This window comes from Sutcliffiella horikoshii (assembly GCF_019931755.1).
Lineage (GTDB): Bacteria > Bacillota > Bacilli > Bacillales > Bacillaceae_I > Sutcliffiella_A > Sutcliffiella_A horikoshii_E.
The window spans coordinates 3,495,659-3,512,407 of record NZ_CP082918.1 but is presented as its reverse complement, the minus strand read 5'-3'; the positions used below and the strand labels follow the sequence as shown (position 1 = coordinate 3,512,407).

The window sequence follows — 16,749 nt, the reverse complement described above, 5'->3', positions numbered from 1 at the left end:
TTTCGGTTCGAGAGAGGGAAAACAATGACAACTATTTATGATATTGCGAAAAAGACCGGTTTTTCCATTACAACTGTTTCAAAAGTATTAAACAATTATACAGATGTAAGTGAGAAGACCAAAAAGAAGATATTAGAAGCTGTAGAAGAAATGGGGTACTACCCCAATTCCCATGCCCGCTCATTGATGACCAAGAAATCTTGGACAATCGGTGTGGTTTTCATGGAAAACTTAGGTGTTGGTATTAAACATCCCTTTTTCAATGCCGTGATTGAAAGTTTTAAGCAAAGAGCAGAGCAGTTTGGTTATGACATGCTTTTTGTATCAAGAAACATCATCAATGAGAAAAAAAGCTACCTGGACCATTTCCGCCATAGAGGAGTGGATGGCGTAGTGGTAGTTTGCTCCATATCCGATGATCCGGAAGTGAAAAAGCTTATGGAGTCTCCATTACCTACCGTAATCATTGATATGCATAGCTCCAAGTCAAGTGTTGTGTATAGTGATAATAGCTATGGAAGTGTGTTGGCTGTTGACCACCTATACTCGCTTGGGCACAGAAAGATTGCACATATTTACGGACATCAGGAAACGTATGCAGGTACGGAAAGATTAAAGGGTTTTATAAAAGCGCTTAAAAAGCATAACTTAGATATTCCCAAATCTTACATTGTGAATGGTGGATTCTTCTCCATGGAAAGTGGAGAGCAAGCGATGAAAGAATTGTTATCACTAGATGATCCTCCAACGGCAGTTTATGCTGCAGGAGATAATATGGCATTTGGTGCAATTAAAGCAATCAGGGAAAAAGGATTATCTGTACCAGATGATATTTCTGTCATCGGTTATGATGATATTGATATTGCCCAACATATAGCACCGCCATTAACCACAGTCAAACAGAATATGGATCAACTTGGTTCCACAGCAGCCGATCTATTACTAGATCAGATCAATGACAAAACAAAGCTCAACAAAGCCGTTACGATCCCAGTAGAACTCATTATCAGGGAATCGTGTAAGGCACTTAAAACTGATGAGTGAAGAGGGGACTAAATAAGTCTTCTTTTTATCCATAATACGAAAGCGCTTTAGTATTCTATTCGCAAAATCGAAAGCGCTTTAGTAAATCTTTACAACAAAAAACAGGGGGGTATTTTTGTGAAAAAGAAGCTTTTAATTCTTATTACTGCAGTAATGACGTTCAGCCTTTTGGCTGCCTGCAGCAACAGTTCTTCTTCAAAGAAAGCAGATTTAACAGTATGGTCCTTTACGGATGAGCTACAAGAACCAATTAATGTATTTAAAGAAGAAAATGGAGTAACGGTTGATTTGACGATTATTCCAATTGAAGATTATCCAACGCGCTTACGTCCGGTATTAGAGAGCGGCCAAGGAGCTCCTGATGTATTTACTGGAGAACTTGCATTCATTAAAGACTGGGTAGAGCAAGATTATTGGGAAGATCTTTCTCAAGAGCCATATAACGTACAAGAATGGGAAGATGACTATATTCCTTACGTATTCGACCTAGGAAAAGACTCTGAAGGAAAAATCAAGGCTGTATCTTGGCAAACAACTCCAGGCGGTATCTTCTATAGAAGAAGTATTGCTAAAGAAGTGTTAGGTACTGATGATCCTACTGAGATCGGCGAAAGAATGAGTACAATGGACGGTTTGTTTGAAGTCGGAGAAGAATTGAAATCCGCTGGATACCGTCTATTCCCTGATGAAGGAGCTGTTCGTTGGTTTGCACAAGGTCAAGATCCACAACCTTGGGTTAACGAAAATAACGAACTTGTTCTTACAGAAGGAAGAATCAACTACTTCGATTATGCGAAAGAATTACGTGATAAAGATTTAACTGCATTTGCACCAGAATGGTCTCCTGCTTGGTTCGCAGCAATGGATGAGCCAATCAACTACAATGCAGGTTGGGAAGAAGTTAACGAGGAAAGTTCTGATCAAACAGAAGTGTTTGCTTATGCACTACCAACTTGGGGTCTTCACAGTGTTCTAAAAACAAATACAGAAGAAACTGTTGGAGACTGGGCAGTAACAAACGGTCCGAACCCATACTTCTGGGGCGGAACTTGGTTAGGAATTTACAAAGGTTCTGAAAATAAAGACCTAGCGTGGAAATTTGTTCAAATGATGACTCATGATGAAGAGTTCTTAACTGATTGGGCAACAGAAACTGGAGATGTGCTTTCTTACTTACCGGTTACAGAAAAGATCAAGGGTGAATTCGAAGAGCCATTCTTAGGCGGACAAAATAACTACACGTTTTTCTTAGAAGAAGCTGCAAACATCAACCCAGGTACTGTAACAAGATATGACCAGCAGATTGACGGATTCTTCGGATCTATGGTTGGGGAGTATGTAGAAGGAACGAAGACGAAAGAAGAAGCAATTGAAGAGTTCTATCGTTTAGTGAAAAATGCATACCCGGATATTAAGACACCTGAATAATGCAACAAAGGATGTGGTGGGAGCTGAAAACTTAGCTCCCACCCATCATTTAAAGAAAGAAGGCGATTGATTTGAAGAAAAAAGATCATTATGGCTATCTGTTCATCCTACCATTTTTCATCGTCTTTGGGATATTTAGCATCTATCCAATACTACTAACCTTCTATTATAGTTTTACAAACTATTCCGGTATGGGAGTTCCTGAAGTTATTGGATTGGCTAACTATACAAGACTACTTACTGACAGCTACTTTTTACAAGCATTCTTTAACACTTGGTACATTTGGGGAGTTAACTTCTTCTTTCAAATGCTTATAGCATTGGGGCTTGCCATATTGTTTTCTGATATTCGCTTGAAGATGAGAGGACTTGGTTTCTTCCGAGCTGTACTTTATCTTCCAAACTTGATAACTATCGCCTCGGTGGCTTTATTGTTTGGTATTTTACTAGGCTGGCATCATGGAACATTGAATCATTTATTAATGGATTTAGGAATTATTTCTCAGCCAATCAACTGGCTTAACGACCCAACTACAGCAAAATGGTCTGTTGCTCTTATCGGAGCTTGGATGTGGTTCGGACATACATTTATCGTATTAATGGCGGGTATTTCAGGTATTTCAAAGGATTACTATGAAGCGGCACTTATTGATGGAGCGAACCGTTGGAAAACATTGTTCCACATTACATTGCCATTGTTAAAACCAATTATGTTATATATCATGATCACTTCATTAATTGGCGGCTTGCAGATTTTCGAATTGCCGATGTTATTAACAGACGGTATGGGTGCACCGCAAGGATCTCTAAACACAATGGTTTTATATATGTACAACCAGGCATTTAAATTTAACAACTATGGATACGCCGCAGCGGTCGCATACGGATTATTCTTAATTACGTTAATCTTCTCGTTTGCAACATTTAAAGCTATGTACCGCAAAAGCATGGATTAGGAGTGAGTTAGTGTGAATAAAAGGACTTTTGTAAAGAGCATCCTCTACGGGCTTTTAATATTGCTTGCGATTATTAGCTTTATCCCATTTTATATGATGATTATCAACGCTACGAGATCCAATTCGGAAATTCTCCAAAAAGGGTTCACTCTTTTACCAGGTAGCGCAATCATGGAAAACTATGAAAGACTAATAAGTTTCGTCAATATCTGGCAAGGATTCGGTAACAGTGTATTTATAGCAATTTGTGTAACTGTATTAAGCTCATATTTTTCCGCACTGACGGCATATGGGTTTGCGATTTATAACTTCAAAGGTAAAAACTTTCTATTCGTTTCCGTTTTAATTTTGATGATGGTACCAGGCCAATTAGGTCTAATCGGATTCTATGACTTAAACAAAACATTAGGTACATTGGACAGTTATATCCCATTAATCATTCCGGCTATAGCAAGTCCATTCGTTGTTTTCTTCCTACGACAATTTCTTGTCTCCACCCTGCATCCAACATTATTGGAAGCTGCAAGAATGGATGGAGCAAGTGAAATAAGAATTTTCCATACGATCGGCTTACCTATCATGATGCCGGCAGTAGCTACAATGGGTATCTTCACCTTTATCGGATCTTGGAATAACTATATCGTTCCTTTAGTAGTTCTTTTCAGTCCGGAAAAGTACACGTTACCTGTCATGATGGGCTTCTTGAGAGGATCAAAGGTAGCAGAAAATCTAGGTTCTATGTACTTAGGTATCGCGATATCTGTTGTACCAATCATGATCATCTTCTTGTTCCTATCCAAATACATCATTAGCAGTATTTCAGCAGGTTCTGTAAAAGAATAGATAATAATAAGCAACTAGATTAATAGAAGAGGTGAACGGCATGTTAAATTTTTCAAAGGACTTTATTTTTGGAACAGCAACATCCTCCTACCAAATAGAAGGTGCACACGATGAAGGAGGTCGTACTCCTTCCATCTGGGATACTTTTTCAAGAACACCAGGGAAAGTGTGGAATGGAGACACAGGAGATGTAGCTTGTGACCATTACCACCGTTATGAAGAAGACATCAATATTATTAAAAGCCTTGGGGTAGATTCTTATCGTCTATCAATCGCTTGGCCAAGAATTTTCCCGCAACAAGGCGTCTATAACCAAGAAGGAATGGACTTCTATAAAAAGTTAATTCATGGGCTATTGGATGCAGGTATCAAGCCGATGGTTACGTTATATCACTGGGACCTGCCGATGTGGGCGCATGAACAGGGCGGATGGGTAAACCGCGAGTCAGTTGCATGGTTCCTTGAGTTTGCAGAGAAGTGCTATGAAGAGTTAGATGACTTAGTTTACTCTTGGATTACGCACAATGAACCATGGTGTGCAAGCTTCTTGAGCTACCACCTTGGACATCACGCTCCTGGACATACAAATCTTGAAGAAGGTGTAAAGGCAGCCCACCATATCCTACTTTCACATGGTGAAGCGGTTAAATTGTTAAAAGGTAAATTAGGGTCTTCTACACCGATTGGAATTACACTTAACCTTGCACCGTCTTATGCTCCAACAGATTCAATCAATGACCAGATTGCAAGAAACAATTCAGACGGCTATGCCAACAGATGGTTCCTAGATCCAATTTTCAAAGGTTCTTATCCAATGGATATGATCAATCTGTTTTCCAAGTTGATTCATAACTTTGATTTCATTAAAGAAGGCGATTTGGAATCGATCTCAACACCATGCGATTTCTTCGGAATCAACTATTACGCAAGATCCTTGGTGGAGTTTGATCCAAGTTCTCCAATGCTAAACAAAGGTGCATACTCTGACTATCCGAAGACTGGCATGGGCTGGGATATCTCTCCACAGGAGTTCAAGGAATTGATTAGAGGACTTCGTGAGAACTATACCGATCTACCAATCTACATCACGGAAAATGGTGCGGCTTATGACGATGTAGTTGTGGACGGTTGTGTGCATGATAATGAGCGTAAAGATTATGTAGAGAAGCATATTACTGCTGTTGCTGAATTGAATGAAGAAGGCATGAATATCGCTGGGTACTTCTTGTGGTCTTTATTTGATAATTTTGAATGGGCGTTTGGTTATGACAAGCGTTTTGGCATGGTATATGTGGATTTTGAAACGCAAGAAAGAATTTTGAAAGATAGTGCAAAGAGATACCAGGAGATTATTAGTTCAAGAAGTATATAATCCCATTTAACTGTTGATCACCGTTCCAGGCGCTTCGCTTGCCTGCGGGCGGTCCGTGAGCCTCCTCACTCCGTTGCGGGGTCTCACCTGTCCCTTCCTCCCGCGGGCGTCTGCGCGCTTTCCACTGCGATCAAATTGGGACTGCTTATCCTTTATGACAAAATCTACACATCTGACCACTCAGGATTGAGTGGTTTTTTTTGAAAGGGAAAATGGTTTTGGCACGAACTCGGGGGATTTTGGCATGAACTTGGTGCGTTTTGGCATGAACTCACATGATTTCCGCATCAACTCCCCCCATTTTGGCACGAACTCACTAATAGGAGGTCATTTTATGAGAAAGATAACGGTTATTCAAACGAAAAAAGAGGCAGGAAGACCATGGGAACGAGTAAGCAACATCGAATGGAAACGTAAAGGTGACAAAACTGTTTCGTTAAAGCTTTTACCAGAACAACAATATCAAGAGTGGCTTGGTTTCGGGGGAGCTTTTACGGAAGCAGCCGCTTTTAATTGGTCACAGCTATCTGAAGCCAACAAAAAAGCAATAATCAATGCCTATTTCAATAAAGAAACAGGTCTTGGATATAACCTTGGTCGCACGGCCATCCATAGCAGTGATTTTGCTCTTGGTAACTATACATACGTGGAAGATGGAGATGTGAACCTGGATTCCTTCAACATCCAACGAGAGCAGAAATATGTCCTTCCATTTATCAAAGAAGCAGAATCGGAAGCGAAAGAAACGTTAACTATTCTGGCTTCGCCTTGGAGTCCGCCAGCTTGGATGAAAACAAATGGTGAAATGAATCATGGGGGCAAATTAATAGAAAAGTACAGGGAAGCATGGGCCAATTATTATGTGAAATATATTAAGGCGATGGAAGCGGAAGGTGTTCCGATTTGGGGGATTTCCGTGCAAAACGAACCGGAAGCGACACAGGTGTGGGATTCCTGTATTTATACAGCAGAGGAAGAACGAGATTTTGTGAAGAACTTCTTAGGTCCAATCATGGAAAAGAACGGTCTTGGCGATAAAAAGATCATCATTTGGGATCACAACCGTGATGTAATCGTGGAGAGAGCAACAACCGTATTATCCGATCCTGAAGCAGCTAAATATGTATGGGGAACAGGCAACCACTGGTATGTATCAGAGGAATTTGAGAACCTGTCAAAAGTACATGAAGCATTTCCAGACAAGCATTTATTGTTCACAGAAGGCTGTATTGAAGGTGGAGTAAAGCTTGGTGCATGGCATACAGGGGAGCGCTATGCGAGGAACATCATCGGGGATATGAACAACTGGCTAGAAGGGTTCATTGATTGGAATCTTGTACTTGATATGCAAGGTGGACCGAATCATGTAGGAAATTACTGTGATGCGCCAATCATAGCAGACACAGAAAAAGATGAGGTACAATTCAACAGTTCTTACTATTATATTGGACACTTTAGTAAGTTCATCAAGCCGGGTGCGAAAAGAATTGCTCATGAAACAGAGCTTGCAGATGTTTCACTTGTGGCGTTCAAAAATGAAGATAAGAGCATTGCGGTCGTTCTTTTAAATGAAACAGAAGCCAATAAAGAAACGTCGATAGAGCTTGAAGGGGAAGGAATGGACTTAGCTATTCCTGCAAGATCTATTACGACAGTTGTATTCAATTAATTACTTTGAGGAGGTGATGGGCTAACTCTAAGGAAGAAAAACACAAAAGGATGAGGAGGAAGAAATGTGTTAAAAAAAGGATTCACGGTCATGTTGGCAGCATGCTTACTGACAACGGGGTACTCTCCGGCATATTCCAATGATGCTGTAGGGAAAGGCGAGGTAGATCAGACAATGGCAGATGGAGAGAAAGATTGGCAGTTAGTATGGGAAGATAATTTTGAAGATCCAGAATTGGATCAAACCAAATGGTCTTATGACACTGGCAATGGCTTTGTACAGCCAGATGGTAACTATGTACCTGGCTGGGGGAACCAAGAACTTCAGTATTATTCCGAAGATAATGTGACAATTGAGGATGGGAAGCTTGTCCTTACTGGAAAAAATGAAACTGCTACGGATGAGCACGGAACATACGACTACACTTCCGGAAAAATTCATACAAAGGGGAAGTTCAACCAAAAGTATGGAAAGTTTGAAGCGAAGATCAAACTGCCTGCCGGACAAGGATATTGGCCTGCTTTCTGGATGATGCCAGAGGAAGACAAATACGGCGGCTGGGCTGCATCAGGTGAGATTGATATCATGGAGGCAGCTGGGGGCGACTTGAATAAAGTAGGCGGCGCCATTCATTATGGAAGTCAATGGCCGAATAATACGTATACCGCAAAAGATTATCATTTTGGAGAAGGCTCAGACATCACAGATTACAATGTCTACTCTGTAGAGTGGGAGCCGGGAGAAATCAGATGGTATGTTAATGGAGAACTTTTTCAAACGCTGAATAACTGGACAAGTTTTAATGCAGAAAATGGCACGAAATTTGCTTATCCTGCACCTTTTGATCAGGAATTTTATCTAATTCTTAACCTGGCAATCGGAGGCTGGTATGGTGGAGGTCCAGATGATTCCACTGAGTTTCCTGGGAAAATGGAAGTGGATTATGTAAAAGTGTATGAATTAGACGAACATCAATATCGTGAGCCTGTAGAGCCTGTTTTTGAAAAAGAGGAGTTTCCGGAAGGATCTAAAGAACCTGTGAATGGGAACTACATTTATGATACTGCTTACGAAAATGGATTTACGGAAATCAAGGATGGAACGGAAACATTCAATGAAGAAGGATGGAACTTTGTTCATTTAAATGATTTTGGAGGAAATGGAAGCGCTTCAGTGGAAGATGGATTTGCTAAGATTGATATCAGTCAAGCCGGTTCACAACCGCATTCCATTCAGCTGATTCAGAATGTACCTGCAGGAGTAGGCAGAACGTACAAAATTAGCTTTGATGCAAAAGCTGCTTCTAACAGGAACATGAATCTTAAAGTAAGCGGCGGAGAAGAGCGGGGCTGGTCTCTATATTCACCAAATTATGAGGTAGCCTTAACTCCTGAACTACAAAGCTATGAATATACGTATCAAATGCAAGCAGAGTCAGATGCGAAAGCCCGTCTGGAATTTAATATGGGTTTGAATAATAGTTCTGTTTGGATTGGTAATGTGAAAGTAGAAGAAATAGATGCCATCGATCCATACAACGAAGACGCAGCGAAGCCACCGCTACGTAATGGCAACCATATTTATAATGGGACCTTTGACCAGGGTCGAATGGATCGGATGACATATTGGAATTTTATAACAGATGGAGCAAATGCACAAGCATATGTTGAAGAAGATACAAGAGCACTGACGGTGGAAGTAAAAGAAAACGGATCGCCTGATTCCGTTCAACTTGTACAAAAAGGTATTTCCATAAAGAGCAACAATGAGTATACACTATCCTTTGATGCTAGTGCTGCAGAGGTACGAGACATTCAAGTTGCTGTTGTAAATGCAGACGGAAGTGAAAATTATTCCGGCTGGGAGACTATTTCCCTTTCTTCTACAGGAGAGAACAAAACGTTTAGCTTCCAACCGGAAAATGCAGATGACTCAGAAGCAAAACTAGTATTTTTATTTGGTGGGAATGCAGGATCCATAACATTGGATAACGTATCCATGTTTGCGAAGAAACTGCGTGCAGATGCATTAACTTTTGAAGATATTTTCCCACTAAAAAACGGGAAGTTCAACTTTGGTCTTGAACATTGGAATAACCATGTCCAAGGGATTTATGATGGACCTTCTGATGCTAGCTTTGAGGTGAAAGATGGAAAAGCGGTAACAATGATTAATAATGTGGGATGGAACCCATGGGATGTCATCTTCATGCAAGAAGGCCTGCAGATGAAAGGCGGAAACACGTATCTTGTTTCCTTTGATGCTTCTTCCAGCTTGGAACGAAATATGGAAGTGGTATTAGAGGACAGTTCGTATAACCGCTCTCTGTCAGAGGTGATTTCTCTTACTCCAGAGCCAACTACCCACACTTTTGAGGTAGCGCTTAATGAAGATAAGCAGCTTGGTCTTAAATATCTGCTCGGAAACGTAGCAGGTAATGAAATTACTGATGAAGAGCACCAAGTGATCATAGATAATGTAAGAGTGGAAGTTGCAGGGAAAAGAGAGAAGCTGTTCCCTCTTAAAAATGGTGAGCTTGCTGCTAGCATAGAACATTGGAATCTACATGTACAGGGAGAGTATGATGACAATACATCCAATGCGAAAGTGAAAGCAAAGGACGAACATGCCACTGTAACTGTAGAAAACCTAGGTGAGAACCCTTGGGATATCATGTTTTTCCAGGAAAATCTTGAGCTTGCAGGAGGAATGACTTATGAGCTGCAAGTGGAAACAAGATCAAATCACCCTAGAAATATGGAAGTTGTAGTGGATAATGGCGTCCCTTACTATCACAGATTCTTTGAAGAAAAAGTGAAGATTGGTCCAAAACCGAACAACTACCAGTTTGAATTGGAGCAGCCAGAAGACGCAAAGCTTGGATTAAAGTTCTTTTTAGGCAAGATGGATGGCGTTTCTAAGAAGAAACATCACATCGACTTTAGAGAAGTGAAACTTGAAGCAAAAGGCGCTAGAGCCTTCCTGGAGCAGCTTGAAGGTACAGATGCTGCAACTGAATAATCAATAACAACAAAAAGGATTACAGGCCACCCTGTAATCCTTTTTGTCATCCCCATCTCAAACTGATGGTCAGATGGCAGCAATCTTTCCCTTCAATTTCCGACGTCATATTCAAATTAATGCCATCCGGAGTATAGTCCACTTGCACACCAGAATGCACACCTGTTGACAGTAAAAGTTGAGACACTTTTTCTTTATTTCCTTCCTGAGCTGCTTGCATTACTTCCGAAGCGAACTCTTTAGATTCAGAAAGTTTTTGCAAAATGATGCTAGCCTCTTTCATCAATTGCTGCATGGATTCTGCGGATTCAGTAAAAACGGTCGGATCCACTTCAGGGTAAACTCGGAAATATGTTCTTGGCACTCCATGCGTATAAACAGGAAAATAAACATTTCTAGGATAATAGACAGGCCGGTGGAAAGGGGGTGGATAATAATGCATGACGAACCCTCCATTTTTTCATCAGTACAGTACTATATGTAATTAAAATGGGAATGGAGAGTTGTCAGCCTTTTATTTAGTCTTTGTTCCTTATTTGGCTTAAAACAATCTTTTCCCATACTCTCCAAGGCAGTAGACGTTTGGCAAGTAGAGAGAACCTTACACCTTTTCCGACGGTATAGCGAAGGGTGGGGGTTTTCTTCATCTCGGCTATCTTCCATATCAGTTTAGCAACTTCAACTGGATCTCCATACGATTCTCGATCTTTTTGAAGTCTTTTATTCATCCCCTTAAACATCTCAAGGTATGGAGAATTGGAGTTTCCCGCATTGGAGGACATATGGGTGCCGGATGACCATATATTCGTTTGAAACGAGCCTGGTTCGATAAGGACCACATCTACACCAAATTCCTTTAACTCCAGTCTGAGACTCTCACTGTACCCTTCTAAGGCATATTTGGATGACACATAAGGGGAAAGGCCGGGGAAGCCGATTAACCCGCTGATGGAGCTAATATTGATAATTCTGCCGCTGCCTTTTTGTCTCATTTTCGGAAGTATATGATTCGTTACCCTCATTACTCCCAAAAGGTTTGTCTCCAGCTGGAACTGATATTCCGCTGTGCTCAACTCTTCTGCAAAGCCAGCCACAGCAAAACCAGCATTATTAATGAGAACATCCACACGTTCTAGTCCTTGAACGAAACTACCAAAATTATTCACGGATTCTTCGTCTGCTACATCCAATAAAGCAAAACTCAGATTTTCCGCTTCCTTTGGGGTCAATCCTTCCAATAGCACGGACTTTTTTGCTTTATCCCTAATCGTTGCGACTACGTGATAACCTCCTTCTAGAAAAGCTTTTGTAAATGTTTTTCCGAAACCTCCTGAAGCACCTGTGATGATGACAGTCTTATTTTGCATGGAAACAGCCTCCCGTTCATTTGAATTATTTAGCAAAGAGTTTGCTAGTTTATCTAATAAGTATAAAAGGAATAAATACAATACAAGGAGTATATGCTGATTAAAGCTTATATTCATCTTTTTGAAAAGTCGATAATGTATATATGTGCAAGTCCCCTCATAGAATAGGAACAAATGAGTAGGGGGATGGTGGTCATTTTGCAACGAACGATGCTTGTTCAGGGAAACGCGAAAAAGGAAGTGCAGCCGGATATTGCGTATCTTCAATTGGGAGTGGTAACCACCAATCCCAATGTCCAACGTGCCCAAGAAGAAAATAGATTGATAGCAAACCGAATGATTCAAGCTTTAATAGCAGCAGGCATTCCTCAAGAAGACATTGAAACTTCCTCTTATACTTCTTTTCCGCGATATGAAACAGATTCGTCAGGTAAGTCTGTCCTTTCTACTTATGAAGTACGCCATATTTTCCGAATAAAAGTCAGAGATATAACAAAAACAGGCACCATCGTGGATGTGGCTTTTGAAAATGGAGCGAATATTTCGGAGAGTGTATCCTTTGAAGTCTCTAATTATAACGAAATCTATCGTCATGTCCTGCAGCTTGCTGTGGTGGATGGGGCGAAAAAGGCACATGCAATGGCTGTAACTCTACAAGTTTGCCTTTCTCCAGTTCCAATCAAGGTGGAAGAAGTCACCCAACAGGTATTTGGAGGTCCGCGTTATGCCTCTTTTGCTGTTCAAGAGAAAGCGAGCACACCCATTGAACCACAAGAAATAACCATTAATGCGTCCGTTAATCTTGAATATCTATATTAAAAAAACAGACCGTTTCATCTTCCAGATTGGAAGATGGCGGTCTGTTTTTAACACCTTTAGCGGAAAATGCAACATAATTCCTCAGATAGTAGATTGTCTACTTCCTTTTGGTTCAAAGAGTAATAACTCCATGTTCCTCGTGTTTCTTTAATAATGATTTCCGCATCCAACAATATCTTTAAATGATAGGAAAGTTTAGATTGGGGCATCCCGATCAGCGGAACCATATCGCATACACACATAGCTCCTTGGCGGCATAGAATGTTCATAATGTGCAGTCGCTTTTTGTCAGCAACGGCTTTGTATTTTGCTTCATATTTTTCAAACATTTTTTCTAAGGACACATCTTGTAGAGGGATTTCTTTTTTCAACTAATTTCACCTCTAGTACTCTCTAATTTTAAATTCATTATATGCGATAGATAGCCAGGACTCAACATAACTGCAGTTAAAGGAGGGGAGATTTATGCTAGATTGGTCGGCACTTATTCCTATTTTTGTATTATTTTCTGTGTATTTTCTTTTTGCAGTAGTATTATTAAGAGATAAGCAGTGACAAAAGGAGGAACCAGGAATGGAACTAGAAAACACACTAATAGACTTACTTGGAATCGAAATCGTGGAACTGTCGGAGGAAAGAGCAGTGGCAACCATGCCTGTAGATAGGCGCACGCACCAACCATTTGGATTGCTGCATGGTGGAGCGTCCGTGGCTTTGGCTGAGACTATTGCAAGCATCGGGACTTTTAATCTGATCGACAAGGAAACAGAAATCTGTGTAGGGCTGGAGATAAATGCAAACCACCTTAAAGGGAAAAAAGACGGGGTGGTTACGGCGATAGGAACTCCGTTGCACAGAGGAAAAACGACAATGGTATGGGATATTAAAATTGTAGATGAGAATGAAGCGTTGATATGTATTTCCCGTTGTACCATGGCAATTTTGAAGAAAAGATAATGCAAGACAAAGAGCAGGGGAATGGAGGTTTTATTTAAACCTCCATTCCCCTCCTTACTAAATGTTTCAGCCCTTCACGCCTGCTAAGTGGTGCCAGGTCCGTAGACTTAATAAACGTTAATACTTCATCCGGAGCGGTCTTGGAATATTCCCTTAACGCCCAGCCGATAGCCTTCCTAATAAAAAACTCCTTAGACCCTTTGGTCGCCTCTATATAAGAAAACAACTTCTGAGCATCTGTTTTTTCCTTATACTTCAATTGAAAGAGAATAGCCGATCTTTGGAGCCAGAAATTATCCGACTTGATCCACCTATCTGGATAATCGATAATACTTGCCTTTTCCCTCAACAAAATGGCTCCTACATGATGTGGAGCAATATGATCTACTGTATCCCACCAGGAATTTGTAATAATAATTTCTTCCAAAAAGGAGAGCCACTCTGCATCAAGCTTATTAATATGAACATCAATCATCGCAAGGGCAGCATAATGGAATTCCCGTTCAGGTTGCGCATATAAAAAGGTAACAAGCGGCTTAATCCATTCCTGTTTTGGTTTCCCATGTTCCACGAAAAATTTTTTTAATAACTCTTTTCGCTCAGGCGATTTTATACCTAAAAATGAAAAGTGGTTGCGCATATAATCTTCCATCGGCTTTCTGTTCGATTCATTCCTGTTTGACCGAAACCAATCGATTAACTCATCTTGATACGTTTCCAAAGTAACGGCTTCCATAAAAAAACCTCCCATATCCTGATCTTCTACTAGTAGAATACAGGAAATTGGGAGGCGATGAAACAAAGCTTAATTAGGATTCTGCCGTTTTCTTCGCACTTTCTGAATGAAGAATGCTATAGAGCAACATCACTCCTGAGCATAAAAAGATAAAGCTGGTGATATAAAATACGGTAGATATCTCGTAAAAGCCGGCGATCATTCCACCCATCACCGGTCCAATCACATTCCCTAAGAAACGGAAACTGACGTTATAGCCTAGCACTTCTCCCTGCATGGATAAAGGGGCTACATTGCGGATATAAGCGGTCATACATGGAATCAAGCCTCCAACTACCATTCCAAATAAAAAGCGGAACAGGACAAGCTGCCAAAGCGAGGTGGCAAGTGCTTGAGGAATAAAGAGTATGGAGCTTGCGAGCATAAGGATGACGATGACTTTGTCATGACCGATGTTATCCCCAAGTTTTCCCCAGTTCCTTGACGCTAACAAATTGCCAAAGCCAGTAGCAGAGAATGCGAACCCTGCAAGCAAGGCGATATTTGTTGCGGTACCGCCTGTCAACTCATTCACATAAAGTGCAAGTAAGGGCTGGATGCTGAAATTAGCCGCCTGAATGAACATGGACAAGAACATAATCTTAAGCAAGAGCGGTTTTTGTATGATGTATTGCAGTACTTCTTTTCGAGAGTATTTCTTTTCTTTTTGATTTGCAGAACTTTTCTTCTTTTCTTTAATGCCAAATGCCACTAGAATCACAGCCAGATAGATTAGAGCTGATGTAAGGAAAAATGTGTAGGCAAAGCCGAAGGAATCCGCAAGCATACCGCCAATCAATGGACCGAGGAGTCCTCCTGAAACTGTACCGGTCTGCAAGGTTCCGAGTGTTTTTCCTGCAATCTCTTTTGGTGCTTGAGAGGAGATCAAAGCCATAGAAGTCGGAATGAATCCAGTTGCCAATCCCATGAACATCCTAAGAATGAACAGTCCATGTACCGAATCGACTACACTCATCAACAGGATACTTGTGGCAATACCTGTACCTGTTAACAATAAGATCGGCTTAAAGCCATATTTATCCCCAATTCGCCCCCAAATCGGTGAAACGAAAAACGCGGTGAGAAAAGTGATGCCAAAAATAAATCCTGACCAGCGCTGTACATAGGAATCAGAGTAATTCCCGAACGTCTCAATGAATAAGGATAAGAAAGGGAGAATCATAGTAGCACTAGCAGCAACGAAAAAGTTCGCAATCCACATGATGAACAAGTTTCGTCCTGATATGGAAATGATTGTCACCTTCTTCTAAAATTTCGGATTATAAATATTTCGTATAACTAAATAATAACGCATCCTCAAGAAAAATCAACAAAACAAACTTTATTTTTGGAAAAATGAGTGAATTGCGTGCTAAAAATGTTATTCACCATGATATAATATAGTAATAAAATTCTGAAAATTAAAGAGGAGGGGAATCATGAAGGTTACACCGTTACACCTTTTTATCGATTTTGAATTTACCATGCCGGAAAATAGAAATTATCCAAAAAAATTCTTCCCCGAAATCATTGAAGCTGGAATTGTTGCAGTGGAAAAAGATAAAATAATCCAGCAATACTCGAACTATATTCGTCCATCCGCATTTCCAACCTTAACAAACAGATGCAAATCCTTCTTGAACATTTCTCAAAGGGATGTCCATAACGGTGCAAGTTTTGTGGAATTGATCGATGTTTTGAACTCATATAACGTCCAAGAGAGGGGCACGGTCGTAACATGGGGGAATATGGACATGAAGGTATTAAGGAACAATTGTGAGTATCACGGAGTACCCTTTCCATTGACGTGCAAGCATGTTGATCTTTCGATGGAATACAAAAAGTTCTTTGGTGACCAAAATCAAACAGGTTTATGGAAAGCAGTGCAAGAATACGGGAAGGAAGGAACAGGTAAACACCATCGGGCCCTTGATGATGCGCTGACGACATTTAATATCTTTCGCCTCGTTGAAAAGGATAAAAGTTACCTCGCAAAACCGGAACCTACTACGATCGGGGACCGAATAGACCTTTCGAAAATAATAAACAAATATGCCTTATAAAAAGCCAAATCCCCTATATAGGTGATTTGGCTTTTAATTTGTCAGGATGATTTATAGTCTTTTTTTAGGATTGAAAAGTTTTCCATGCTTCTTTTCGCCCAAAGACTGTCGTCATTTTCGAGTGCTTGAGTGGCTGCATGAAGCGCTATTTTCAATGATTCCTTGTAATCAAGGACTTCTCCTTCATATGGTTTCACCATATTTTTTGGAATGTTGGTCTGTTCATGGAATGACAGTGCCCGACGCTCATGAAAAAGCGGAACGTCTGCTTCTTTAGGTGCATGTAGATCTCCTTGCTGCGGATGCTTCAATACTGCTTTTACTTTAACCAAATAGTGCATAGGGCGAATATCTGTTACTTCCCCAATATATTTTCCAGTTTTATAAATCCCGGTTACGATGCTGCCAACCTCTATTTTCTCCATCATAAGTCCC

Annotated in this window: 16 protein-coding genes; 10 read left to right on the top strand and 6 right to left on the bottom strand. The window is 40.6% G+C overall.

Annotated features, from left to right (window positions below):
- Window positions 1-24 precede the first annotated feature (24 nt).
- The 7 genes from K7887_RS18055 (at window position 25) to K7887_RS18025 (ending at window position 10,333) form a co-directional block, all read left to right on the top strand.
- Entirely contained in the window at window positions 25-1,044 is a 1,020-nt protein-coding gene (locus K7887_RS18055) for a LacI family DNA-binding transcriptional regulator (RefSeq protein ID WP_223490998.1), read from the top strand.
- A gap of 117 nt (window positions 1,045-1,161) precedes the next feature.
- Window positions 1,162-2,472 carry an ABC transporter substrate-binding protein gene (locus K7887_RS18050; RefSeq protein ID WP_223490996.1) on the top strand — a complete coding sequence of 437 codons (1,311 nt, stop codon included), beginning with the start codon at window positions 1,162-1,164 and terminating at the stop codon, window positions 2,470-2,472.
- 71 nt (window positions 2,473-2,543) lie between these two features.
- Entirely contained in the window at window positions 2,544-3,428 is an 885-nt protein-coding gene (locus tag K7887_RS18045; protein WP_148979094.1) for a carbohydrate ABC transporter permease, read from the top strand.
- A 12-nt stretch (window positions 3,429-3,440) separates the two neighbouring features.
- On the top strand, window positions 3,441-4,271 hold the full coding sequence (locus K7887_RS18040) for a carbohydrate ABC transporter permease (RefSeq protein ID WP_010196480.1): 831 nt from the start codon (window positions 3,441-3,443) through the stop codon (window positions 4,269-4,271).
- A gap of 40 nt (window positions 4,272-4,311) precedes the next feature.
- Window positions 4,312-5,643, top strand: a complete 1,332-nt coding sequence (locus tag K7887_RS18035) for a GH1 family beta-glucosidase (RefSeq protein WP_223490994.1) — start codon at window positions 4,312-4,314, stop codon at window positions 5,641-5,643.
- 334 nt (window positions 5,644-5,977) lie between these two features.
- Entirely contained in the window at window positions 5,978-7,312 is a 1,335-nt protein-coding gene (locus K7887_RS18030) for a glycoside hydrolase family 30 protein (protein ID WP_223490992.1), read from the top strand.
- Window positions 7,313-7,378: 66 nt separating this feature from the next.
- Window positions 7,379-10,333 carry a carbohydrate binding domain-containing protein gene (locus K7887_RS18025; RefSeq protein WP_223490990.1) on the top strand — a complete coding sequence of 985 codons (2,955 nt, stop codon included), beginning with the start codon at window positions 7,379-7,381 and terminating at the stop codon, window positions 10,331-10,333.
- A gap of 46 nt (window positions 10,334-10,379) precedes the next feature.
- On the opposite strand, the gene K7887_RS18020 is transcribed toward K7887_RS18025, so the two are convergent.
- Both K7887_RS18020 and K7887_RS18015 read right to left on the bottom strand, forming a co-directional pair.
- The gene (locus tag K7887_RS18020) at window positions 10,380-10,775 is read right to left on the bottom strand and encodes a YuzC family spore coat inner layer protein (RefSeq protein ID WP_223490988.1); all 396 of its coding nucleotides are present in this window, start codon (window positions 10,773-10,775) and stop codon (window positions 10,380-10,382) included.
- Window positions 10,776-10,851: 76 nt separating this feature from the next.
- Complete coding sequence (locus K7887_RS18015) at window positions 10,852-11,700, bottom strand: SDR family oxidoreductase (RefSeq protein ID WP_223490986.1); 849 nt, start codon at window positions 11,698-11,700, stop codon at window positions 10,852-10,854.
- A 186-nt stretch (window positions 11,701-11,886) separates the two neighbouring features.
- Here K7887_RS18015 and K7887_RS18010 point away from each other — a divergent pair, with 186 nt between their 5' ends.
- Window positions 11,887-12,519: an SIMPL domain-containing protein gene (locus K7887_RS18010; protein WP_223490984.1), complete on the top strand. Its 633-nt coding sequence runs from the start codon at window positions 11,887-11,889 to the stop codon at window positions 12,517-12,519.
- A 56-nt stretch (window positions 12,520-12,575) separates the two neighbouring features.
- On the opposite strand, the gene K7887_RS18005 is transcribed toward K7887_RS18010, so the two are convergent.
- Window positions 12,576-12,890 carry an ArsR/SmtB family transcription factor gene (locus K7887_RS18005; protein WP_317849221.1) on the bottom strand — a complete coding sequence of 105 codons (315 nt, stop codon included), beginning with the start codon at window positions 12,888-12,890 and terminating at the stop codon, window positions 12,576-12,578.
- A 202-nt stretch (window positions 12,891-13,092) separates the two neighbouring features.
- Between K7887_RS18005 and K7887_RS18000 the strand changes: the two genes are divergently transcribed.
- Window positions 13,093-13,476 carry a hotdog fold thioesterase gene (locus K7887_RS18000; protein WP_223490983.1) on the top strand — a complete coding sequence of 128 codons (384 nt, stop codon included), beginning with the start codon at window positions 13,093-13,095 and terminating at the stop codon, window positions 13,474-13,476.
- Window positions 13,477-13,510: 34 nt separating this feature from the next.
- Here the strand turns inward: K7887_RS18000 and K7887_RS17995 are convergent, their stop codons facing one another.
- Window positions 13,511-14,212: a DNA alkylation repair protein gene (locus K7887_RS17995; RefSeq protein WP_223490982.1), complete on the bottom strand. Its 702-nt coding sequence runs from the start codon at window positions 14,210-14,212 to the stop codon at window positions 13,511-13,513.
- A 73-nt stretch (window positions 14,213-14,285) separates the two neighbouring features.
- Entirely contained in the window at window positions 14,286-15,473 is a 1,188-nt protein-coding gene (locus tag K7887_RS17990) for an MFS transporter (protein WP_264179318.1), read from the bottom strand.
- A 217-nt stretch (window positions 15,474-15,690) separates the two neighbouring features.
- On the opposite strand from K7887_RS17990, the gene kapD reads away from it, so the two are divergent.
- Complete coding sequence (gene kapD, locus K7887_RS17985) at window positions 15,691-16,314, top strand: 3'-5' exonuclease KapD (RefSeq protein WP_223490981.1); 624 nt, start codon at window positions 15,691-15,693, stop codon at window positions 16,312-16,314.
- Window positions 16,315-16,355: 41 nt separating this feature from the next.
- Here kapD and K7887_RS17980 read toward each other — a convergent pair whose 3' ends face one another.
- A complete protein-coding gene (locus K7887_RS17980; protein ID WP_317849220.1) occupies window positions 16,356-16,742 on the bottom strand; it encodes a kinase-associated lipoprotein KapB in 387 nt (128 codons plus the stop codon).
- Between the last annotated feature and the right edge of the window lie 7 nt (window positions 16,743-16,749).